At 53.2% G+C, this 22064-nt stretch carries 20 protein-coding genes and 1 pseudogene; 12 read left to right on the plus strand and 9 right to left on the minus strand.

What is annotated here, in order from left to right:
- Together galP and metK are read right to left on the minus strand one after the other, a co-directional pair.
- Window positions 1–1395, minus strand: a complete 1395-nt coding sequence (gene galP, locus FDX01_RS00155) for a galactose/proton symporter (protein WP_096755752.1) — start codon at window positions 1393–1395, stop codon at window positions 1–3.
- 380 nt (window positions 1396–1775) lie between these two features.
- Window positions 1776–2930 (minus strand): methionine adenosyltransferase, encoded by a 1155-nt coding sequence (gene metK, locus FDX01_RS00160; protein WP_115257519.1) that lies wholly within the window; start codon window positions 2928–2930, stop codon window positions 1776–1778.
- Between the two features lie 419 nt (window positions 2931–3349).
- Between metK and FDX01_RS24080 the strand changes: the two are divergent.
- The 4 genes and pseudogenes from FDX01_RS24080 to speB form a co-directional block, all read left to right on the plus strand.
- Window positions 3350–3442 (plus strand): annotated as a pseudogene (locus FDX01_RS24080) (hypothetical protein); the annotation flags it as partial.
- A gap of 194 nt (window positions 3443–3636) precedes the next feature.
- Window positions 3637–3768: an acid stress response protein YqgB gene (gene yqgB, locus FDX01_RS00165; RefSeq protein ID WP_115257520.1), complete on the plus strand. Its 132-nt coding sequence runs from the start codon at window positions 3637–3639 to the stop codon at window positions 3766–3768.
- Window positions 3769–3776: 8 nt separating this feature from the next.
- Window positions 3777–5753: a biosynthetic arginine decarboxylase gene (gene speA / locus FDX01_RS00170; protein ID WP_096755755.1), complete on the plus strand. Its 1977-nt coding sequence runs from the start codon at window positions 3777–3779 to the stop codon at window positions 5751–5753.
- 142 nt (window positions 5754–5895) lie between these two features.
- A complete protein-coding gene (gene speB / locus FDX01_RS00175; RefSeq protein WP_096755756.1) occupies window positions 5896–6816 on the plus strand; it encodes an agmatinase in 921 nt (306 codons plus the stop codon).
- Window positions 6817–6926: 110 nt separating this feature from the next.
- Here the strand turns inward: speB and FDX01_RS00180 are convergent, their stop codons facing one another.
- On the minus strand, window positions 6927–7685 hold the full coding sequence (locus tag FDX01_RS00180; RefSeq protein WP_137399023.1) for a M48 family metallopeptidase: 759 nt from the start codon (window positions 7683–7685) through the stop codon (window positions 6927–6929).
- A 279-nt stretch (window positions 7686–7964) separates the two neighbouring features.
- Between FDX01_RS00180 and tkt the strand changes: the two genes are divergently transcribed.
- The gene (gene tkt / locus FDX01_RS00185; RefSeq protein WP_096755758.1) at window positions 7965–9956 is read left to right on the plus strand and encodes a transketolase; all 1992 of its coding nucleotides are present in this window, start codon (window positions 7965–7967) and stop codon (window positions 9954–9956) included.
- Between the two features lie 53 nt (window positions 9957–10009).
- Here the strand turns inward: tkt and FDX01_RS00190 are convergent, their stop codons facing one another.
- From FDX01_RS00190 to FDX01_RS00210, 5 genes are read right to left on the minus strand one after another with little or no spacing between them, the layout of a single operon-like run.
- Entirely contained in the window at window positions 10010–10669 is a 660-nt protein-coding gene (locus FDX01_RS00190; RefSeq protein WP_137399024.1) for an ATP-binding cassette domain-containing protein, read from the minus strand.
- The gene (locus tag FDX01_RS00195) at window positions 10663–11340 is read right to left on the minus strand and encodes an energy-coupling factor ABC transporter ATP-binding protein (protein WP_135911439.1); all 678 of its coding nucleotides are present in this window, start codon (window positions 11338–11340) and stop codon (window positions 10663–10665) included. The genes FDX01_RS00190 and FDX01_RS00195 overlap by 7 nt, the downstream gene beginning before the upstream one ends.
- Complete coding sequence (locus FDX01_RS00200; protein WP_137399025.1) at window positions 11328–12035, minus strand: energy-coupling factor transporter transmembrane component T; 708 nt, start codon at window positions 12033–12035, stop codon at window positions 11328–11330. The genes FDX01_RS00195 and FDX01_RS00200 overlap by 13 nt, the downstream gene beginning before the upstream one ends.
- A complete protein-coding gene (locus FDX01_RS00205; RefSeq protein ID WP_135911441.1) occupies window positions 12036–12614 on the minus strand; it encodes an ECF transporter S component in 579 nt (192 codons plus the stop codon). It lies immediately after the preceding gene.
- 24 nt (window positions 12615–12638) lie between these two features.
- Window positions 12639–13064: a PPC domain-containing DNA-binding protein gene (locus tag FDX01_RS00210; RefSeq protein WP_115257526.1), complete on the minus strand. Its 426-nt coding sequence runs from the start codon at window positions 13062–13064 to the stop codon at window positions 12639–12641.
- A gap of 375 nt (window positions 13065–13439) precedes the next feature.
- Between FDX01_RS00210 and epd the strand changes: the two genes are divergently transcribed.
- From epd to FDX01_RS00245, 7 genes are all read left to right on the plus strand, one after another.
- The gene (gene epd / locus FDX01_RS00215; RefSeq protein ID WP_137399026.1) at window positions 13440–14459 is read left to right on the plus strand and encodes an erythrose-4-phosphate dehydrogenase; all 1020 of its coding nucleotides are present in this window, start codon (window positions 13440–13442) and stop codon (window positions 14457–14459) included.
- Window positions 14460–14507: 48 nt separating this feature from the next.
- Window positions 14508–15671 carry a phosphoglycerate kinase gene (pgk, locus tag FDX01_RS00220; protein ID WP_096755771.1) on the plus strand — a complete coding sequence of 388 codons (1164 nt, stop codon included), beginning with the start codon at window positions 14508–14510 and terminating at the stop codon, window positions 15669–15671.
- A 97-nt stretch (window positions 15672–15768) separates the two neighbouring features.
- Window positions 15769–16848, plus strand: a complete 1080-nt coding sequence (fbaA, locus tag FDX01_RS00225) for a class II fructose-bisphosphate aldolase (RefSeq protein WP_096755772.1) — start codon at window positions 15769–15771, stop codon at window positions 16846–16848.
- Window positions 16849–17039: 191 nt separating this feature from the next.
- Window positions 17040–17900, plus strand: coding sequence for a small-conductance mechanosensitive channel MscS (locus FDX01_RS00230; protein ID WP_096755773.1), 861 nt, complete (start codon window positions 17040–17042; stop codon window positions 17898–17900).
- A 190-nt stretch (window positions 17901–18090) separates the two neighbouring features.
- Window positions 18091–18726 (plus strand): arginine exporter ArgO, encoded by a 636-nt coding sequence (argO, locus tag FDX01_RS00235; protein ID WP_096755774.1) that lies wholly within the window; start codon window positions 18091–18093, stop codon window positions 18724–18726.
- A 93-nt stretch (window positions 18727–18819) separates the two neighbouring features.
- Entirely contained in the window at window positions 18820–19566 is a 747-nt protein-coding gene (locus tag FDX01_RS00240; RefSeq protein ID WP_137399027.1) for an oxidative stress defense protein, read from the plus strand.
- Between the two features lie 122 nt (window positions 19567–19688).
- Complete coding sequence (locus FDX01_RS00245) at window positions 19689–20585, plus strand: LysR family transcriptional regulator (RefSeq protein ID WP_137399028.1); 897 nt, start codon at window positions 19689–19691, stop codon at window positions 20583–20585.
- Here the strand turns inward: FDX01_RS00245 and FDX01_RS00250 are convergent.
- Window positions 20582–22048: an acetyl-CoA hydrolase/transferase family protein gene (locus tag FDX01_RS00250; RefSeq protein ID WP_117342632.1), complete on the minus strand. Its 1467-nt coding sequence runs from the start codon at window positions 22046–22048 to the stop codon at window positions 20582–20584. The two genes, FDX01_RS00245 and FDX01_RS00250, sit on opposite strands and share 4 nt — an antisense overlap.
- Window positions 22049–22064 lie beyond the last annotated feature (16 nt).

A 22064-nucleotide genomic window follows, 5' to 3' on the forward strand; every position in this document is an offset into this window, starting at 1 on the left:
TTAGTCGTGTGCGCCAATTTCGCGCAGTTTACGGCCTTTCATCAGGTTACGTTCAATGTGTTCCAGGGAGACGTTTTTGGTTTCCGGAATCAGCCACAAGGTCAGGAAGATGAACAGGACGTTCAGGCCGCCGTAGACCCAGAAGGTGTTGGCGCTGCCCAGCGAGTTCAGCATCGTCAGGAAGGTTGCGCCGACGATCATGTTGGCAATCCAGTTGGTTGCGGTAGAGCAGGTGATACCGAAATCGCGGCCTTTCAGCGGCTGGATTTCAGAGCACAGTACCCAAATCAGCGGACCGGCACTCATCGCGAAGCCAACGATAAACATCAGCAGCATCAGTACGGCAAAGTACTGGGCGGCAGCGGAGTGGATACCAATGTGCATCATTGTGCCCAGCACGCCCATACCGATAGCCATCACGATAAAGCCGAGGATCAGCGTCGGTTTACGGCCCCAGCGGTCAACCAGGCCAATGGCGATAAAGGTCGCCAGCACGTTGGTCAAACCCACGATAACGGTGCCCCACATCTGCTCAGTGGTGTTGGTATAACCCGCCAGTTCAAAGATTTTTGGTGCGTAGTACATGATGACGTTCATCCCGGTGAACTGCTGCATCACCTGTAACAGTACGCCAAGGAATACCGCGCGGCGGAAGTTGCTGTTTTCTTTAAACAGCGCCCAACCGCTTTGTTTTACCTGCAGGCTTTCACGAATTTCATCCAGCTCGCGTTTCGCTTCTGCACTGGTATCACGCAGACGTAACAGCACGCGTTCAGCATCGACGAAGCGACGTTTAGCGGCGAACCAGCGCGGGCTGTCCGGCAGGAAGAACACGCCAACCAGCAGCAGCAGGGCAGGAATGATGATCACGCCCAGCATCCAGCGCCATGCACCGCTATAGCTAAAGGCGGTATCGGATAGATAGGCCCCGAGGATCCCGATGGTAATCATCAGCTGATACATGGAAATCATACTGCCACGAATTTTTTCCGGTGCAATTTCAGATAGATACAGTGGCGCAGTGTAAGACGCAACGCCCACGGCCAGACCCAGCAGGATACGGGAGAGAAGCAGTACTTCTACGTTAGGCGCCGCGGCGGAGAACAGCGAGCCGGCGACAAACAGGATCGCGCCGATCATCAGGCTTTTTTTACGTCCAAGCTTGAAGGAGAGCCAGCCGCTGCCGACAGCACCTACAGCTGCGCCAAACATCATGGAGCTGACCACCCATTCCTGAGTGTGCGGGGTAATTTGAAACTCGTCGGTGATGAACGGTAATGCACCGGCAATCACGCCGATATCCAGGCCAAAAAGTAATCCTGCCAGGGCGGCAAGAAAGCAGACAAAAAATGTCATGGCTTTGTTGGAACGCCCCTGTTTTTTATTCCCAGGCATGATGCCCTCCAGGTTGGGTAACTTATTTTTGTTGATGTTAAGGGTAGGTGAGTACGGGGTGAAAAAATGAGATTAATATCACATTAGTGTAATCGCTTACACTAGCATTCACGGCTGTTATAAGTTAATTATTTGAAAAATATGCAATTTCATAAAAATGAAAAATGAGTGATTGCCTGGAATTAAGACGATACTGAAAAGTAATGTAACAATAATGAAAATGCAGAAATTAAGGGATGTAAAATCAATTCATTATGATAATGACTGGATGTAATCGCTTTCATTTGCATTGAAAGTCAGGGAGGAGAGGGATGTTAAGGTACAGCTAAAAAAAAGACCAGCCTTAAGGCTGGTCCTGGTAAGCGGGGGTATTCAGTAAATTACTTCAGTCCGGCAGCTTCGCGCAGCTGTTGCGCTTTGTCGGTTTTTTCCCATGGGAAATGTTCGCGACCAAAGTGGCCGTAGGCTGCGGTTTCTTTATAGATCGGGTGCAGCAGATCCAGCATCTGGATCAGGCCGTATGGACGCAGGTCGAAGAACTCACGCACCAGCAGGGTCAGCTGTTCAGTTGGCACTTTCTCGGTACCGAAGGTTTCGACCATGATAGAGGTAGGTTCTGCCACGCCAATAGCGTAGGAAACCTGAATCTCACAGCGGTCAGCCAGACCGGCAGCCACGATATTTTTCGCAACATAGCGGGCTGCGTAGGCTGCAGAACGGTCAACTTTAGACGGATCTTTACCTGAGAATGCGCCGCCACCGTGACGCGCCATGCCGCCGTAGGTATCAACGATAATCTTACGACCGGTCAGACCGCAGTCACCCATTGGGCCACCGATAACGAAACGGCCGGTTGGGTTGATGAAGAATTTGGTCGATGCGCTCAACCACTCGGTCGGCAGTACCGGCTTGATGATCTCTTCCATCACTGCTTCTTGCAGTGTTTTCTGGTCAACATCTTGAGAGTGCTGAGTAGACAGAACCACCGCATCAATACCGACAATTTTGCCATCGTCATACTGGAAGGTGACCTGGCTTTTCGCATCCGGGCGCAGCCACGACAGGGTGCCGTTTTTACGCACTTCAGCCTGACGTTGTACCAGACGGTGAGCGTAAGTGATTGGTGCCGGCATCAACACGTCGGTTTCGTTGGTGGCATAACCAAACATCAGACCCTGATCGCCCGCGCCCTGTTCCAGCGGATCGGCACGGTCAACGCCCTGGTTGATATCCGGAGACTGTTTACCGATAGCGCTCAGTACTGCGCAAGAGTTAGCGTCAAAGCCCATGTCGGAATGCACATAGCCAATTTCGCGAACCGTATTACGCGTGATCTCTTCGATGTCGACCCATGCGCTGGTGGTGATTTCACCGCCAACTAAAACCATACCGGTTTTGACATAGGTTTCGCAGGCGACGCGTGCTTTCGGATCCTGTTCGAGGATTGCATCCAGCACGGCATCAGAGATTTGGTCAGCGATTTTGTCAGGATGCCCTTCTGATACGGACTCGGACGTAAAAAGGTGTTTTGCCATATTTAATTTCACCTAAGGAGAATTTGGTTAGCTCAAACTGTCGAGTGGAATAGCCATGTGTAGAAGATTCTACCATGAGTCTGCAGATTTCGGACACTGGCAGTCTGAGTGTTAATCGGTATAGATGGATTAACATCTGGACGGCTATTTTAGGACAGTTCTTCGCCCGATTTCCAGCTTTTTTTGACTACGGTCGCATTGTACCGAAAATGTAACTGGAAATTTTTCCTGACGGTGCTGGCAATGCGCGCATTTATCTTTTGCTTTTTCGTACTCTTATCGGTATAAAACGCGGCGCGCGGCTTATACAAAAAGCACACGACGTTTTCATCGTGTCGCCACTTCCAGCCGGGTTAACACTTTAGCTTTGGCTTGTGGGTTCGTTCCGTCTGGAGCGACCGTGGAGGTGATACGAGATAATGAACCGTTGTATTCTGCTGAATCTGCCACACCGTTCAGGTGTGCATATGTCCCCCGCAATCTGCATCTCTGCTTTGCATACCTGTCGATGTTATATACATAAAATCATTCATGCTGCGTCGAGGCTGCATGAAGGATGAAGTGTATACCCATCTCGGCGTATCTCAGGACTCAAGAGCCGGTAACGGTCGCTAAGGACTGAACAAGGGCGCTCTTGGTAAACAAGAGTTTTCTCGTGGTTTCGCCGAACTGTCAGTATTACGTTCGGTAACGTGTTTACAATGAAATGATAAAGAAACCGGTCGCACAGTCGGAGCGTCAGCACTATCTGCTGGAAAATCTGCCTGTTTATGGGTTGTTATCGCTTCTTCGGATTGCGATAGTAGTCAACTGTTTTACACTTGTTAATAAAATTTGAGGTTCGCTATGTCTGACGACATTTCTATGGGTTCGCCTTCGTCAGCAGGCGGACAGGGTGTACTACGCTCCATGCAGGAGGTTGCAATGAGTTCCCAGGAAGCCAGCAAGATGCTGCGTACCTACAATATTGCCTGGTGGGGTAATAACTACTATGACGTCAACGAACTCGGTCACATTAGCGTGTGTCCGGACCCTGACGTCCCGGAAGCACGTGTTGATCTTGCCGAGCTGGTAAAAGCTCGCGAAGCGCAGGGGCAACGTCTGCCTGCGCTGTTCTGTTTCCCACAGATCCTGCAACACCGTCTGCGTTCGATTAACGCCGCATTCAAACGCGCCCGCGAATCTTACGGCTACAAGGGTGATTATTTCCTCGTTTATCCGATCAAGGTTAATCAGCACCGTCGTGTGATTGAATCGCTGATTCACTCCGGTGAGCCGCTGGGACTGGAAGCCGGTTCTAAGGCCGAACTGATGGCGGTTTTGGCGCATGCGGGCATGACCCGCAGCGTGATTGTCTGTAATGGTTACAAAGACCGCGAATACATTCGTCTGGCGCTGATTGGCGAGAAGATGGGCCACAAGGTCTATCTGGTCATTGAGAAGATGTCTGAAATCGCGATCGTGCTGGATGAAGCCGAACGGCTGAATGTGGTCCCGCGTCTGGGCGTGCGTGCGCGTCTGGCCTCGCAAGGTTCTGGTAAATGGCAGTCCTCCGGTGGTGAAAAATCCAAGTTCGGCCTGGCGGCGAACCAGGTACTGCAACTGGTGGAAATTCTGCGCGAACGCGGTCGTCTGGACAGCATTCAATTGCTGCACTTCCATCTCGGTTCACAGATGGCGAACATTCGCGATATCGCCACCGGCGTACGTGAATCTGCGCGTTTCTACGTTGAGCTGCACAAACTGGGCGTAAACATCCAGTGCTTCGATGTGGGTGGTGGCCTCGGCGTGGACTATGAAGGGACACGCTCGCAGTCTGACTGTTCGGTCAACTACGGTCTGAACGAATACGCCAACAATATTATCTGGGCGATTGGCGATGCCTGTGAAGAACACGGCCTGCCGCATCCGACGGTAATTACCGAGTCCGGCCGTGCGGTAACCGCGCACCATACCGTGCTGGTGTCTAACATCATCGGCGTTGAGCGTAGCGAACACACCGAAGCTACGCCTCCGGCTGACGATGCGCCGCGTGCCCTGCAAAGCATGTGGGAAACCTGGCAGGAGATGCACGAACCGGGCACCCGCCGTTCGCTGCGTGAATGGCTGCACGACAGTCAGATGGATTTGCACGATGTTCACATTGGCTATTCATCCGGAACCTTCAGCCTGCAGGAGCGCGCGTGGGCAGAGCAGCTGTATCTGAACATGTGCCATGACGTGCAGAAACAGCTCGACCCGAGCAACCGCGCGCACCGTCCGATCATCGACGAACTGCAGGAGCGTATGGCGGATAAGATTTACGTCAACTTCTCACTGTTCCAGTCGATGCCGGATGCGTGGGGGATCGATCAGCTGTTCCCGGTCATGCCGCTGGAAGGACTGAACCAGGTCCCTGAGCGCCGTGCGGTGCTGCTGGATATTACCTGCGACTCTGACGGTGCTATTGACCACTATGTTGACGGCGATGGTATTGCTACCACCATGCCGATGCCGGAGTACGATCCTGAGAACCCGCCGATGCTGGGCTTCTTTATGGTTGGCGCGTACCAGGAAATCCTTGGCAACATGCACAACCTGTTCGGCGATACCGAAGCGGTCGACGTATTTGTCTTCCCGGATGGTAGCGTTGAAGTTGAGCTGTCTGATGAAGGGGATACCGTCGCGGACATGTTGCAGTACGTGCAGCTGGATCCAAAAACGTTGCTGACCCACTTCCGCGATCAGGTTAAACAGACCGATCTGGACGATGCGCTGCAACAGCAGTTCCTCGAAGAGTTCGAGGCTGGACTGTACGGCTATACCTATCTCGAAGACGAGTAAGGTTGTTCTGGGTCGCTTGAACCTGGACAAATTAGCGGCGATAATTCGCCCATACACGTAGTCACGTAAATCAATCCCTTCCTCGTCGGGTTTAACGACGCGGAGGGGATTTTTTTTAACCGATTTTATAAGAGGTCAGTACATGAGCACCTTAGGTCATCAATACGACAACTCCCTGGTTTCTAACGCCTTTGGTTTTTTACGTCTGCCGATGAATTTCCAGCCCTACGACAGCGATGCCGACTGGGTTATTACCGGCGTACCGTTTGATATGGCGACGTCTGGTCGTGCGGGTGGGCGTCATGGTCCGGCAGCGATCCGTCAGGTGTCGACCAATCTGGCCTGGGAGCACAACCGCTTCCCGTGGAATTTTGACATGCGTGAACGCCTGAACGTCGTGGACTGCGGCGATCTGGTGTATGCGTTTGGCGATGCGCGTGAAATGAGTGAAAAATTGCAGGCGCATGCTGAAAAGCTGCTTTCTGCCGGCAAGCGCATGCTCTCCTTCGGCGGTGACCACTTCGTCACGCTGCCGCTGCTGCGCGCGCACGCTAAGCACTTTGGTAAAATGGCGCTGGTGCACTTTGATGCCCACACCGACACCTATGCTAACGGCTGTGAATTTGACCACGGCACCATGTTCTATACCGCGCCGAACGAAGGCCTGATCGATCCGAACCATTCCGTGCAGATCGGTATTCGGACCGAGTTTGACAAAGACAACGGCTTTACCGTACTGGATGCCTGCCAGGTGAACGATCGCAGCGTGGATGACATCATTGCGCAGGTGAAGCAGATTGTCGGTGACATGCCGGTTTACCTGACCTTTGATATCGACTGCCTGGATCCGGCGTTTGCTCCGGGTACGGGTACGCCAGTGATCGGCGGTCTGACGTCGGATCGTGCGATCAAACTGGTGCGTGGCCTGAAGGATCTGAATATTGTCGGGATGGATGTAGTCGAAGTGGCCCCGGCCTACGATCAGTCTGAGATCACCGCGCTGGCAGCAGCAACGCTGGCACTGGAGATGTTGTATATCCAGGCGGCGAAGAAAGGCGAATAACGGATTTCGGACAATTTTGCCGGATGTCGCTGACGCTAATCCGGCCTACATTGTTGTTGAATCTGTAGGCCGGATAGGCGTTTACGCAGCCATCCGGCACTGTTTGAAGATTACTTAATTCCGTCTGCGCTCATGCGGTCGCGAATATGTTGCGCACGTTCGGCGGAGGCTGGATGGTCGTCAAACATTGAGCTTTGATGACCGGCTTCCAGTTTTGCCAGTTTCTCAAAGCTGGTGGCTAAGCCTGCCGGATTAATACCGCGTTTGCGCAACAAATCATACGAGTAATCATCCGCTTCGGATTCCTGACGTTGGGAGAACTGCGAGTTCACCAGTTTTTCTCCCAGATCGCCAAGCTGAGACTGCGACAAGCTGCCGACGATGCCGCCCGCAGAGGCCGCTGCGGCACGCACGGCGTTGGTTCCCAGCGCAACTTGCATTCCTTTCTTCACGTGACCCAGCGCAACGTGGCCCATTTCGTGACCAATAACCGCCTCAACTTCGTTATCGGTCATCATATCCATCAGGCCGCTGTACACGCGGATGCAGCCATTTGCCATCGCAAACGCGTTGACGTCTTTCGCCACATAGACTTTGTAATTCACCGGCTGTCCGTTGATGTTATCGCCTAGCGCAGCGGCGATTTTGCTCAGTCGTTTGGTATATTCACTGCTGGCAGGAGCAATGGTCGCTTTGCTGTCCATATCCTGGCAGGCTTGGTTGCTCAGCGCGATGACCTGAGCATCGCTCAGACTGTAGGCCTGGAAAGCACCTGCGCCAGATGAAAGTAGTCCGTTGGAGTCCATATTCTGGCAGCCGGTCAATGCCGTTGCCATGCTCATAGCAAGCAGTAAAGCGCGAATTTTCATTTTTTCTCTTCCGCACGAAGTCAGGATTATTCTAAAAAATGCGTCGTTTGCAGGTAATGCGACGCTCAACCTAAGTATAAAGAAAAGAACAACAAGCGGGCGAGAAGATTGCGCAACATGCGTGCAGGATCCAGAGATTTCTGAAGCGGTAAAAGGATGCTCCATGTACATGGCACGCGGCTTGGGTTACATTGTTGGCACTTTTTTCCGGCGTAGCCCAAAACGCTCTGTCGTCAAGTCGTTCCGGGCACAGCCTTCATTATCCGATCTGGAGTCAAAATGTCCTCACGTAAAGAGCTTGCCAATGCTATTCGTGCGCTGAGCATGGACGCAGTACAGAAAGCCAAATCCGGTCATCCGGGTGCCCCGATGGGTATGGCTGACATTGCCGAAGTCCTGTGGCGTGATTTCCTGAACCACAACCCAAATAACCCGTCCTGGGCTGACCGTGACCGCTTCGTGTTGTCAAACGGTCACGGCTCAATGCTGATTTATAGTTTGCTGCACCTCTCCGGCTACGACCTGCCGATGTCTGAGCTGCAGAACTTCCGTCAGCTGCACTCCAAAACGCCGGGTCACCCGGAAGTGGGTTATACCGCGGGTGTGGAAACGACTACCGGTCCGCTGGGTCAGGGCATCGCTAACGCGGTGGGTATGGCTATCGCTGAAAAAACGCTGGCGGCGCAGTTTAACCGTCCAGGTCACGACATTGTTGACCACTTCACCTACGCCTTCATGGGCGACGGCTGCATGATGGAAGGTATCTCTCACGAGGTATGTTCTCTGGCTGGTACGCTGAAGCTGGGCAAACTGATTGCGTTCTACGATGACAACGGTATTTCTATCGATGGTCACGTTGAAGGCTGGTTCACTGATGACACCGCGAAGCGTTTCGAAGCTTACGGCTGGCACGTGGTGCGTGGCGTTGATGGTCATGATGCTGATGCGATTAAGCGCGCAGTAGAAGAAGCCCGCGCAGTGACCGACAAACCGTCCCTGCTGATGTGCAAAACCATCATCGGTTTCGGTTCCCCGAACAAAGCTGGCACCCACGACTCTCACGGTGCACCGCTGGGCGACGCAGAAATTGCACTGACCCGCGAGCAGCTGGGCTGGAAATACGCGCCGTTTGAAATCCCGTCTGAAATCTACGCACAGTGGGATGCGAAAGAAGCAGGTCAGGTTAAAGAAGCGGCGTGGAACGAGAAATTCGCTGCTTATGCGAAAGCCTTCCCGCAGGAAGCCGCTGAATTCACCCGTCGTATGAAAGGTGAAATGCCATCTGACTTCGATGCGAAAGCGAATGAGTTCATTGCTAAACTGCAGGCCAATCCGTCCAAAATCGCCAGCCGTAAAGCATCCCAGAACGCTATTGAAGCGTTTGGTCCTTTACTGCCAGAATTCCTCGGTGGTTCCGCTGACCTCGCCCCATCTAACCTGACTATCTGGTCTGGTTCTAAAGCCATTAACGAAGACGCTGCTGGTAACTACATCCATTACGGTGTTCGTGAATTTGGTATGACCGCTATCGCTAACGGTATCGCGCTGCACGGTGGTTTCCTGCCGTACACCTCTACCTTCCTGATGTTCGTTGAATATGCCCGTAATGCGGTGCGTATGGCGGCACTCATGAAACAGCGTCAAGTGATGGTCTATACCCACGATTCCATCGGTTTGGGCGAAGATGGCCCGACTCACCAGCCGGTAGAGCAGGTTGCTTCTCTGCGCGTGACCCCGAACATGAGCACATGGCGTCCATGTGACCAGGTTGAATCTGCGGTAGCGTGGAAATACGGCGTTGAGCGTCAGGACGGTCCGACCGCGCTGATCCTCTCCCGTCAGAACCTGGCACAGCAGGAACGTACTGAAGAGCAGCTGGCAAACATCGCACGCGGTGGTTACGTGCTGAAAGATTGCGCTGGCCAGCCTGAGCTGATCTTCATTGCTACCGGTTCTGAAGTTGAACTGGCGGTGGCTGCATGGGACAAACTGACGGCGGAAGGCGTTAAAGCGCGCGTGGTCTCCATGCCGTCTACCGATGCATTCGACAAGCAGGATGCCGCTTATCGCGAATCCGTGCTGCCGAAAGCTGTCTCTGCTCGCGTGGCAATTGAAGCGGGTATCGCGGACTACTGGTTCAAATACGTGGGCCTGAACGGCGCTATCATCGGTATGACCACCTTTGGTGAGTCTGCTCCGGCTGAGCTGCTGTTTGAAGAGTTTGGCTTCACCGTAGACAACGTGGTTGCGAAAGCCAAAGAACTGCTGTAATTACGATTACAACGGTATAACGGGTCGCTCAGGCGGCCCGTTTTTTTTGTGCGTCAGATTTTTTCTTGGCGTAGCTGACCCGTTTCAAGGCGCACTACGCGAGAAAAATGACGCTGCGTAAATGCAACGTCATGGCTGATCGCGACCACGCTAGTACCTCGTGCGCGGCATACCGCGAGCCAGTTCTCAAATATCGCCAGCCAGTGTGCGTCAAAATCCCGGCTCGGTTCATCAAGCAGGAGAAGGGCTGGTGCCATGGCTTCAAGGCTGGCGACGGCGACCATACGTCGTTGTGCGGTGTGCAGATCCAGCGGATGAGCGTCGGCGACGTCCGCTAACTGACATAACTGCAGGGCTGCTGCAGTGCGTTGCGCAACCTCCGCGGCGGGACGCTTTTGCAGTCGCAATCCAAAGGCGACTTCCTCTACGACCTTGCTGTGAAAAATTTGGTTTTCGGCTTCCTGAAACAATACGCCGAGCACCTTAGCTCTTTCGCGGTTTTTCAGTTGCGCAATCGATCTGTCACTCAAGGTTATCGTGCCAGATGAGGGGGGCAGAAGGCCCGCCATGATGCGCAGCAGCGTGGATTTTCCCGCGCCATTATCGCCCGTCAGCGCCAGCCATTCACCGGCGTTAAGATTAAGCGAGATGTTGTGCAGGCAGTTATAAGAGGCATTCGGCCAGCGATACGTCACCTGGTTAAGCGTTAGCATTGTGGGGATAGCGCTCCGTCACGCAGTTGCCATGCCTGCTGACAATGGCTGATAAAAGGGGTGTGGTCTCGTTCGAAAAGCACAATCAACGCCTGTTGTTCCTGCGCCCATTGATGCAACCGATCCAGCAACATACTGGTGGCCTGCGCCGTCAGACGACTGAATGCTTCATCCAGAATCAATATTCTGGGTTGCATGGCTAGCGCGCTGGCAATGACCACCCGCTGTGTTTCTCCGCCGGAAAGCGTTCCTGGATGGCGATGGCGCAACGACTGGCATTCCGTCAGTGTGAGTGCGGCGTCAATTCGACGCATAATTTCAGCCTCCTGCAGGCAGAGGTTCTCCGGGCCGAATGCCACTTCTTCCTCCACGCTGAATGTGCAGCCAGAAAGCTGCAGATAAGGCGATTGCTGCACCAGTTGGATGGTACACGACTGCTCGACGAGTGACAGTTGTCCGACAGGATTTCCCAGCAACTTTCCTTTCCCTTCAATCTCTCCGGGAAGAAAATCGGGGTACCAGCCTGCCATCAGCTGTGCCAGCGTACTTTTTCCGCTGCCGTTATCACCGAAAATCGCCACCATTCCGGGTTCAGCATAGTGGAAGTCAAAGCAGGCTGGTGGGCGCGTAGCGTGCGTCGGGAGATAGCGAAACTGCTCTAGCGTAACCATATCCACACTCCTGTTTCGACCAGCATGGCGAGTACCATCGTGTAGCGGGCAATGCGTTGTAAGGTGCTGTCCTCCGGTGCCCATAACGTTGTGCGTTTGCGATGCAAACGAAAGGCCCGCATGTCCAGTGCCGCCCCGCGAACCACCAGATCGTTAAGCGCATTATGCGTGAGTGGCACGATCAGCGCCGGCGTGGCGCGCAGCCGTTGATACCAGTGCTCGTCCAACGGCATGCCGCGCGCGCGCTGGGCTTCGTGAATAATCGCCAACTGGCGTTTGAGTTGCTCAACAACCAGCAGCGGGCCTGCAAACAGGTAGGCAACGCCGGGTGGCAGGCGGGAGGCAAACAGGGCGCGAATAAACCGCGATACCGGCACGTACTGCATCCACAGCTGTGACGTTGACACAATTGCCAGGATCCGCAACCACAGCGTGATGGCATCGGCCCACCGTTGTGGCGTGCGCGGTTGTCCGCTTATCCATTCGGTCAACCAGCCACCGTGGACCAGCCACAATCCAACGCCCAGGGGCACCATCAACCAGACGACATATTTCGCCCGGGGACGCGTGGCTGGCATACACAGTAAGAACAGGAACACGACCGTGCTGTAAACGGTAAGCGGTATTCCCGCGGGTAGCAGCAATGTGGAACATGCGGCCAGCGCCCACAGGGTTAACGAGGTAAACGGGTGCATTTAGCGCACAGCAGACATCGTTGGAAAATGACGTGTGGTGCGCAATGGAAGCTGGCGCAACAGTACCCAAACAATCACGGCGGTGAGAATTTTATCTACCAGATTGGCGCCAATCACCGTGACAGCCACCGACTCAACCAGACCCTCGCCAACCGAGTGCATCCAGGCAACAAATAAATCAGCGCCGCTGCCGGTCACGCCGCCAAACAAGGTGGTGCGGATAGGCACGGCAACGACAGTGACGGCCAGGGTAATGATCACGCCGCTGAACACCACTTTCGGTAAGGTACGAAACCATCCTGCTCGTGCTAGCCATCCTGCGACCAGCCCGATAACCATGGCTACCGGCGCGAAGGCGGCAGCGATCGGATCGGTGAGTAACCCCCACAGCAGGTTGGTGAGTAATCCCGTTAACATTCCCACAATCGGGCCTAATAGCACCGCGCTGATAATGGTGCCGATGGAGTCGAGAAAAATAGGCAGTTTCACCATGCTGATGAGCTGTCCACCGACCATATTGATGGCAATGGCAATAACAATCAGTACCAGTGACTGGCTGGAAAATTGGCGACGCGCCATAGAAAACCTCTTTAAAGTGAAGCGTTAACGGGATGTGATAACCAGTTCGTCATAGCCGGAAACGACACAAGGTTGGCGGCTAAACGCCAGCTCTGTGAGTTCGCCAATCACCAGTTCCAGCGTGGTTCGCACGGTACAGCCCGGCATCATGTGGCCTCCCAACATCGCGCCCTGTGGGTCAGAAACCGCAAGATGCAGGTGTTCGCCGGTCAGTTCCAGCGTGCCGTTCAGGGAGATAATTTCCCAGGTGCCGGTGAGCAATGTGGTTTCTTCCTGACCCGCGAAGCGTAAGGCAACGTGGGTTAAACTTCCGGTACAACCGGCAATCCAGGCGGCATGTAATTGATGCTGTTGGATAAAATCGTGCAGTCGGGAAAAGACTTCCTGGCCAGGGAGTAAACGCAGCGCATGAAAGCGAGCTGCAGAGGCGTGAGGAGAGTATGTGACCATAGGTTGAGGGACTCCGAGACTCGGACGTAGCGCTGATAATATAGACGCTGGCTAGGGTGCTTTCTGATATAAATCAGGATTTGTGACACGGCAACGAAATAATCTTGCTACGCTTATTCGCAATTCAGGAATATGGAATAAATTTAGCGGGGTAGAGCGTTAAAATGTGATGTAAGTCAGATAACGGTGTTCTGTTGCTGGACAATCATTCCTTTTATTCCTTGTTTCGCTTATTCTAGCTGAAGCGTTTCAGTCGATTAAATGTTCGACAATTAATCAAACAGTCGCAGTTTGCGACAGGTAAGGTTTCCCTGAGCGATTTGCTGCATTACTCTGTCAGCCACATCGTTTCTGAGAAATCCTTGCAGGAGACCTATGACCGTACGCGTAGCGATTAATGGTTTCGGTCGCATCGGGCGCAACGTGGTTCGTGCTTTGTATGAATCCGGGCGTCGGGCGGAAATCACCGTGGTGGCCATCAACGAATTGGCGAGTGCTGAAGGCATGGCGCATTTGTTGAAATATGACACCAGCCATGGACGTTTTGCTTGGGATGTTCGCCAGGAACGCGACCAGCTCATTGTTGGCGACGACGCGATTCGCATTCTGCATGAGCGAACACTCGATGCGCTTCCGTGGCGCGAACTGGGTGTTGACGTCGTGCTGGACTGTACGGGGGTCTTCGGTAGCCGCGAACACGGCGAAGCGCATATTGCCGCAGGTGCAAAAAAAGTGCTCTTTTCACATCCTGGTAGTCACGACATCGACGCAACCGTTGTGTTTGGCGTTAATCAGGATCAGCTGCGCGCTGAACACCGGATCGTTTCCAACGCCTCCTGCACCACGAATTGCATTATTCCCGTTATTAAATTGTTGGATGATGCTTACGGCATCGAGTCCGGCACCGTTACGACGATCCACTCCGCGATGCACGATCAACAGGTTATTGATGCCTATCATCCCGACCTGCGTCGTACGCGAGCAGCCAGTCAGTCGATTATTCCCGTTGATACCAAACTGGCGGCGGGGATCACACGAATTTTTCCACAATTTAACGATCGTTTTGAAGCGATAGCGGTGCGTGTACCGACCATAAATGTGACGGCGATCGACTTAAGCGTGACGGTGAAAAAACCAGTAAAAGCGAGTGAAGTCAACCAGTTGCTGCAAAAAGCAGCACAAGGTGCATTTCATGGTATAGTTGACTATACGGAATTACCGTTGGTCTCTGTAGATTTTAACCACGACCCGCACAGCGCCATCGTTGATGGTACGCAAACGCGCGTAAGTGGTGCTCACCTGATCAAAACATTGGTCTGGTGCGATAATGAATGGGGCTTTGCTAACCGCATGCTCGACACAACGTTAGCGATGGCTGCTATTGGTTTCAGGTAAGGCGCGTGAGCGCTTGCAAAACTTTAAGAATCAACGAGAGGATTCACCATGTCTGTAATTAAGATGACCGATCTGGATCTTGCTGGTAAACGTGTTTTTATCCGTGCGGATCTGAACGTACCAGTTAAAGAAGGGAAAGTAACCAGCGATGCGCGTATCCGTGCGTCTCTGCCGACCATCGAACTGGCCCTGAAACAGGGTGCAAAAGTGATGGTAACTTCCCACCTGGGTCGTCCTACCGAAGGCGAGTACAACGAAGAATTCTCTCTGCTGCCGGTTGTTAACTACCTGAAAGACAAACTGTCTAACCCGGTTCGTCTGGTAAAAGATTACCTCGACGGCGTTGACGTTGCAGCCGGTGAACTGGTGGTTCTGGAAAACGTTCGCTTTAACAAAGGCGAGAAGAAAGACGACGAAGCACTGTCTAAAAAATACGCTGCACTGTGCGACGTATTCGTCATGGATGCTTTCGGTACGGCTCACCGTGCGCAGGCTTCTACTCACGGTATCGCGAAATTCGCTGACGTTGCTTGCGCGGGTCCGCTGCTGGCCGCTGAGCTGGACGCACTGGGCAAAGCTCTGAAAGAACCGGCTCGTCCGATGGTTGCTATCGTTGGTGGTTCTAAAGTTTCTACCAAACTGACCGTTCTGGACTCTCTGTCTAAAATTGCTGACCAGCTGATCGTCGGCGGTGGTATCGCCAACACCTTCGTTGCTGCGCAAGGCCACAACGTGGGTAAATCCCTGTACGAAGCAGACCTGGTTGATGAAGCCAAGCGCCTGCTGACTCTCTGCGACATCCCGGTACCGGCTGACGTTCGCGTAGCAACTGAGTTCTCTGAAACTGCGCCTGCAACGCTGAAATCTGTTAACGACGTGAAAGAAGACGAGCAGATCCTGGATATCGGTGACGCATCTGCACAGCAGCTGGCTGAGATCCTGAAGAATGCAAAAACCATTCTGTGGAACGGCCCGGTTGGTGTGTTTGAATTCCCGAACTTCCGTAAAGGGACTGAAATCGTGGCTAACGCCATTGCCGACAGCGAAGCATTCTCTATCGCTGGCGGCGGCGACACCCTGGCGGCTATCGACCTGTTCGGCATCGCTGACAAAATCTCCTACATCTCCACTGGTGGCGGCGCATTCCTCGAGTTCGTGGAAGGCAAAGTTCTGCCAGCAGTAGCCATGCTCGAAGAGCGTGCTAAGAAGTAATTCAGTTCAGGCGGGGTGACCCGCCTGTTTTTCAGCGCGCTTAAACGCTCGCGAACCTTCTTCAACGGTCGAAGATACAGATACAGGACTACGTAACATGTCTAAAATTTTTGATTTCGTAAAACCGGGCGTCATCACTGGCGACGACGTACAGAAAGTTTTCCAGGTAGCAAAAGAAAACAACTTTGCACTGCCAGCCGTTAACTGCGTCGGTACCGACTCCATCAACGCCGTTCTGGAAACCGCTGCAAAAGTTAAAGCACCGGTAATCGTTCAGTTCTCCAACGGTGGCGCTGCATTCATCGCGGGTAAAGGCGTGAAGTCTGACGTTCCTCAGGGCGCGGCAATCCTTGGTGCTATCTCTGGTGCGCATCACGTTCACCAGATGGCTGAACATTACGGTGTTCCGGTTATCCTGCACACTGACCACTGCGCGAAGAAACTGCTGCCGTGGATCGACGGTCTGTTGGACGCGGGTGAAAAACACTTCGCAGCAACCGGCAAACCGCTGTTCTCTTCTCACATGATCGACCTGTCTGAAGAGTCTCTGGAAGAGAACATCGAAATCTGCTCCAAATACCTGGCGCGCATGTCCAAAATGGACATGACTCTGGAAATCGAACTGGGTTGCACCGGTGGCGAAGAAGACGGCGTGGACAACAGCCACATGGACGCTTCTGCACTGTACACCCAGCCAGAAGACGTTGATTACGCGTTCACCGAGCTGAGCAAAATCAGCCCGCGTTTCACTATCGCAGCATCCTTCGGTAACGTACACGGCGTGTACAAACCAGGTAACGTGGTTCTGACCCCGACTATCCTGCGTGACTCTCAGGACTATGTTTCTAAGAAACATAACCTGCCGCACAACAGCCTGAACTTCGTCTTCCACGGCGGTTCCGGTTCTACTGCTCAGGAAATCAAAGACTCCGTAAGCTACGGCGTAGTGAAAATGAACATCGATACCGATACCCAATGGGCGACCTGGGAAGGTGTTCTGAACTACTACAAAGCAAACGAAGCTTACCTGCAGGGTCAGTTGGGTAACCCGAAAGGCGAAGATCAGCCGAACAAGAAATACTACGATCCGCGCGTATGGCTGCGTGCTGGTCAGGCAACCATGATCACCCGTCTGGAACAGGCTTTCAAAGAACTGAACGCGGTTGACGTTCTGTAATTTACGCCGTTCAACATGACATCAGGCCCGCAAATGCGGGCCTTTTTTATTGTCATTTCTCGCGGTAGTCGACAGAGAATTATGTGATCTATTTGGCAAAAATGGCGTTTATTGTTTACCCTTGTCAAATTGCCCGTCCCGGTGGGGCGGCTTTCTTTCTCCCGTTTGGGTAAGCAAAAAAGGAATAGTGAATGGAAGATTTGAATGTTGTCGACAGCATAAACGGTGCGGGTACCTGGCTGGTGCGTAACCAGGAGCTGCTGTTGAGCTATGCCGTCAACATCGTTGCGGCTATCGCTATTGTCATCATCGGGATGATTGTGGCTCGGGTTGTGTCCAACACCATTAACCGTGTGATGGTGGCGCGTCAAATTGATGCGACCGTGGCTGATTTTCTCTCTGCGCTGGTGCGTTACGGTATTATTGCCTTTACGTTGATTGCTGCGCTGGGCCGCGTGGGCGTGCAGACAGCCTCTGTTATCGCCGTGCTCGGTGCCGCCGGTTTAGCCGTCGGTCTGGCGTTGCAAGGCTCGCTGTCTAACCTCGCCGCAGGCGTTCTGCTGGTGATGTTCCGTCCGTTCCGCGCAGGCGAATATGTCGATCTTGGCGGCGTAGCGGGTACCGTGCTCAATGTGCAGATTTTCTCTACCACCATGCGTACCGTAGACGGCAAAATTGTGGTGATCCCCAACGGGAAAATTATTGCCGGTAATATCATTAACTTCTCTCGCGAACCGGTTCGTCGCAACGAATTTATTATCGGGGTGGCGTATGACTCTGATATCGACCAGGTTAAACAAATCCTCACCGATATCATTCAGTCTGACGAGCGTATCCTGAAAGACCGTGAAATGACGGTGCGCCTGAATGAGCTCGGGGCGTCCTCGATTAATTTCGTGGTGCGCGTCTGGAGCAACAGTAGCGATCTGCAAAGCGTCTACTGGGACGTACTGGAACGCATTAAGCGTGAGTTTGATGCTCACGGCATCAGCTTCCCGTATCCGCAAATGGATGTGAATTTCAAGCGCGTGAAAGCAAACGCGGCAGAATAATCACGAGCCCGGTGGCGCTACCGCTTACCGGGCCTACAAAAGCTGTAGGCCGGATAAGGCGTCAGCCGCCATCCGGCGTTTTCTCTCCGGGTATTAATTCCTCTTATACCTGATTAATATTATCAATTTCCGCTAATGATTATCCCGCGTTATAGTCTGCGCTTAAGAGAAACAGTTCGGGATATTCAACGTGTTATCATATTATTTTCAAGGGCTTGCGCTTGGCGCAGCGATGATACTTCCGCTCGGTCCGCAAAATGCTTTCGTGATGAATCAGGGTATTCGTCGCCAGTATCACATTATGATCGCCTTACTTTGTGCCATCAGCGATTTACTGCTGATCTGCGCGGGGATCTTTGGCGGCAGCGCCTTGCTGATGCAATCGCCATGGCTGATGGCGCTGGTAACCTGGGGCGGCGTGGCGTTCTTACTCTGGTACGGTTTCGGCGCGCTAAAAACGGCGATGAGCAGTAATCTGGAGCTGGCCAGTGCCGAGGTGATGAAGCAGGGGCGCTGGAAAATTATCGCTACGATGCTGGCGGTGACGTGGCTTAACCCGCATGTCTATCTCGATACCTTCGTGGTGCTGGGCAGCCTTGGCGGTCAACTGGACGTCGAGCCGAAGCGCTGGTTTGCTCTGGGTACTGTTAGCGCATCGTTCCTGTGGTTCTTTGGCCTGGCGCTGCTGGCGGCCTGGCTGGCGCCGCGTCTACGCACCGCCAAAGCACAACGAATCATCAATACGCTGGTGGGACTCGTGATGTGGTTTATTGCTTTTCAACTGGCAAAAGAAGGCGTTGCGCATGTAGATGCGCTGTTCAACTAAGTGTTGTCTGATGGACAACAGGCTGAGATCCGCTAAGCTTGCCTGCATGCGCCCTGAGTTTCGGGGTAAATAATGAAACATGGAGGAACGACAGTGAAGTTCAAAATAATGGCCCTGGCGGCATTAGTCGGATTCAGTGCACTTACAGTACAGGCAAATGAATTGCCGAATGGACCGCACATCGTGACTTCCGGAACGGCAAGCGTGGACGCGACACCTGATATTGCGACGCTGGCAATTGAAGTCAACGTGGCGGCAAAGGATGCGGCCTCAGCAAAGAAACAGGCTGACGAACGCGTCGCGCAATACCTTTCCTTCCTGGAACAAAACCAGATAGCGAAAAAAGACATCAGCTCTGCAAACCTGCGTACCCAGCCGGATTACGATTACCAGAATGGTAAAAGCGTACTCAAAGGCTATCGTGCGGTGCGCACCGTTGAGGTGACTCTGCGTCAACTGGACAAACTCAACGCGCTGCTGGATGGCGCGCTGAAAGCGGGTCTGAACGAGATTCGTTCAGTGTCGCTGGGTGTTGCCCAGCCGGATGCCTACAAAGATAAAGCGCGTAAAGCGGCCATTGATGATGCGATTCATCAGGCTGAACAACTGGCGGCGGGCTTTAACAGTAAACTCGGCCCGGTTTACAGCGTGCGCTACCACGTGTCGAATTATCAGCCAAGCCCAATGGTACGGATGATGAAAGCCGACGCAGCGCCTGCAGCATCGGCGCAGGAAACCTACGAGCAGCCGGTCATTCAGTTTGACGATCAGGTCGATGTGGTCTTCCAGATAGAGCCTGCGGCAAGTCAGCCAGCGGCAACACCTGCCAAAACGCAGTAATTTTTTCAGACCCGGCTTTTCAGCCGGGTTTTTTATGTGATCAACTGTAAAAATGCGACCGCGTCGTGCGTCTTTTTTTGGGGCTGCATGAGGATATGCCATAGTGATTTTATGAGGTGACTATGGATATTTTTATCTCGAAAAAGATGCGTAATTTTATTCTGCTGGCGCAAACCAATAATATCGCCAGAGCAGCAGAAAAAATCCACATGACCGCATCGCCCTTTGGCAAAAGCATTGCTGCACTGGAAGATCAAATCGGCTATACGCTGTTTACCCGTAAAGATAACAACATCAGTCTCAACAAAGCCGGGCAGGAGCTGTATCAGAAACTGTTTCCCGTCTATCAGCGTTTGTCCGCCATTGATAACGAAATCCATACTTCCTCGCGTCGTTCGCGTGAAATCGTTATCGGCATCGACAATACCTATCCGACCATCATTTTCGACCAGTTGATTAGCCTTGGTGATAAATATGAAGGCGTGACGGCTCAGGCCGTTGAATTCAGTGAGAATGGGGTGATTGATAATCTGTTCGACCGACAGCTGGATTTTATTATTTCGCCGCAGCATGTTTCTTCGCGCGTTCAGGAGCTGGAAAATCTGGCGGTGAGCGAACTGCCTCCCCTGCGCCTGGGGTTCCTGGTGTCCCGTCGTTACGAAGAAAAGCAGCCTCAGGATCTGCTGCGGGAATTACCCTGGCTGCAAATGCGCTTCCAGAACCGCGCTAATTTTGAAGCCATGCTGGATGCCTACATGCGGCCCAGTGGGGTCAATCCAACCATTATCTATCGTCCATATAGCTTTATGGCTAAGGTGAGTGCGGTGGAGCGCGGACATTTTCTGACGGTGATCCCCCATTTTGCCTGGCGGCTGGTGAATCCGGCAACGCTGAAATATTTTGATGCGCCCGGCAGCCCGATGTTCATGCAGGAATTTCTCTATTCGCTGAAAAATCATCGTTATACCGCCACGATGCTCCAGCATATTGCTGAAGATCGTGACGGTACGGCAGATTAACCCAGCATTGATCCTGTTTCGAGCAGGTTGCGGTGCAGATCAAATGCGTGGCTGAGATCGTGATGAATATGCCCGCCGGGTGCCTGTTCCAGATAGCGATGCAGGTAGTCGCGGTACAGCGGGTGCGCGCAGTTGTCGATGATGGTGTGCGCTCGTTGCAGCGGCGATAACCCACGCAGATCGGCAATCCCTTGTTCGGTAACGATCACTTTGACGCTGTGTTCGCTGTGATCGACGTGGCTGCACATCGGGACGATCGTCGAGATTTTCCCGTCTTTGGCAATCGACGGGGCCATAAAAATAGACAGATAGGCGTTGCGCTCAAAATCCCCGCTGCCGCCGATGCCGTTCATCAGGTTTACCCCTGCAACGTGCGTGGAGTTGGCATGGCCATAGATATCAAACTCCAGGCCGACATTCAGCGCAATCACCCCCAGCCGGCGGATGATCTCCGGGTTATTGGAGATCTCCTGCGGGCGCAGCACAATGCGGCTGGCGAAGAAATCCATATTGGCATAAATCTTCTGCAGTGAGGCGGCAGAAATCGTCAGGCTGGAGGCGCTGGCACCGGTAATCTTGCCCGTTTCCAGCAGATTTACGACCGACTCCTGCAGTACCTCGGAGTACATCATAAAGGGGGGAATTTCCGGATTCTCGCCCAGTCGCGCCATCACCGCGTTATTAATATTGCCGACGCCGCTTTGCAAGGGAAGAAACTCAGGTGGAATACGTTTGTGCGCCATTTCCGCCAGCAGAAAGCTCACCACGTTATCGGCAATTTGCTGGCAGAGCGGATTGGTTTTATCCGACGCACTGCCGGCATCGGGCAGGTTCGTTTCCACCAGAGCGACGATTTTTTTCGGGTCTATCTGGACGCACTGGCTGCCGATGCGATCCATGGTATGAAAAATGGGGACGCTGTTACGACGCGGCGGCGCGCCTGGTATCACAATGTCGGCCAGTTCCGCTACGCGTGGATTGTGATAATGATTCAGCTCAATAATGACTTTTTTCGCCCGTAGCAGCCAGGTTGGCGCATTGCCGATCCCGCTGGTCAGCCAGATCCTGCCGTCCGGTGCAATGGCTGAGGCCTCTATAACAGCAACATCAATCTCGCCAAAGAAGCCGTAATTAACCATCTGTGCGACTTCACTGAGATGGAGATCGACAAACCTCACCTGGCCTTGATTAATTTTCTGACGCAGGCCAGATGAGGTTTGATAAGGCGCGCGCCAGGAAACGGCATCCGCCTCAGAGAGCGCGTCATCTGCGGCAGCGCTAATTGACGCGCCGGTCAGCAGGCGGATCTGAAAAGGCTGCCCTACCTGATGCAGTTCGCTGGCTTGCCGGGCAATCGCTGCGGGCAACGCCTTTGGTGAACCCGCAGGTGTAAAGCCGCTGAACGCCACCATATCATCATGCTGAATAATTTCTGCCGCCTGTTCGGCGCTCATCCGTTTCATGGCTTTTCCTTTAGCT

This window comes from Citrobacter sp. wls613, from assembly GCF_005281195.1.
GTDB lineage: Bacteria > Pseudomonadota > Gammaproteobacteria > Enterobacterales > Enterobacteriaceae > Citrobacter > Citrobacter gillenii.

Coding starts and splice junctions, on each gene's coding strand:
- FDX01_RS00245 (WP_137399028.1), top strand. CDS start 19,689: ATGGATATTTTTATCTCGAAAAAGATGCGTAATTTTATTCTGCTGGCG.
- FDX01_RS00190 (WP_137399024.1), bottom strand. CDS start 10,669: ATGCTAACGCTTAACCAGGTGACGTATCGCTGGCCGAATGCCTCTTAT.
- metK (WP_115257519.1), bottom strand. CDS start 2,930: ATGGCAAAACACCTTTTTACGTCCGAGTCCGTATCAGAAGGGCATCCT.
- tkt (WP_096755758.1), top strand. CDS start 7,965: ATGTCCTCACGTAAAGAGCTTGCCAATGCTATTCGTGCGCTGAGCATG.
- fbaA (WP_096755772.1), top strand. CDS start 15,769: ATGTCTAAAATTTTTGATTTCGTAAAACCGGGCGTCATCACTGGCGAC.
- pgk (WP_096755771.1), top strand. CDS start 14,508: ATGTCTGTAATTAAGATGACCGATCTGGATCTTGCTGGTAAACGTGTT.
- epd (WP_137399026.1), top strand. CDS start 13,440: ATGACCGTACGCGTAGCGATTAATGGTTTCGGTCGCATCGGGCGCAAC.
- FDX01_RS00200 (WP_137399025.1), bottom strand. CDS start 12,035: ATGCACCCGTTTACCTCGTTAACCCTGTGGGCGCTGGCCGCATGTTCC.
- yqgB (WP_115257520.1), top strand. CDS start 3,637: ATGATAAAGAAACCGGTCGCACAGTCGGAGCGTCAGCACTATCTGCTG.
- FDX01_RS00205 (WP_135911441.1), bottom strand. CDS start 12,614: ATGGCGCGTCGCCAATTTTCCAGCCAGTCACTGGTACTGATTGTTATT.
- speB (WP_096755756.1), top strand. CDS start 5,896: ATGAGCACCTTAGGTCATCAATACGACAACTCCCTGGTTTCTAACGCC.
- FDX01_RS00230 (WP_096755773.1), top strand. CDS start 17,040: ATGGAAGATTTGAATGTTGTCGACAGCATAAACGGTGCGGGTACCTGG.
- galP (WP_096755752.1), bottom strand. CDS start 1,395: ATGCCTGGGAATAAAAAACAGGGGCGTTCCAACAAAGCCATGACATTT.
- FDX01_RS00195 (WP_135911439.1), bottom strand. CDS start 11,340: ATGGTTACGCTAGAGCAGTTTCGCTATCTCCCGACGCACGCTACGCGC.
- FDX01_RS00180 (WP_137399023.1), bottom strand. CDS start 7,685: ATGAAAATTCGCGCTTTACTGCTTGCTATGAGCATGGCAACGGCATTG.
- speA (WP_096755755.1), top strand. CDS start 3,777: ATGTCTGACGACATTTCTATGGGTTCGCCTTCGTCAGCAGGCGGACAG.
- FDX01_RS00210 (WP_115257526.1), bottom strand. CDS start 13,064: ATGGTCACATACTCTCCTCACGCCTCTGCAGCTCGCTTTCATGCGCTG.
- FDX01_RS00250 (WP_117342632.1), bottom strand. CDS start 22,048: ATGAAACGGATGAGCGCCGAACAGGCGGCAGAAATTATTCAGCATGAT.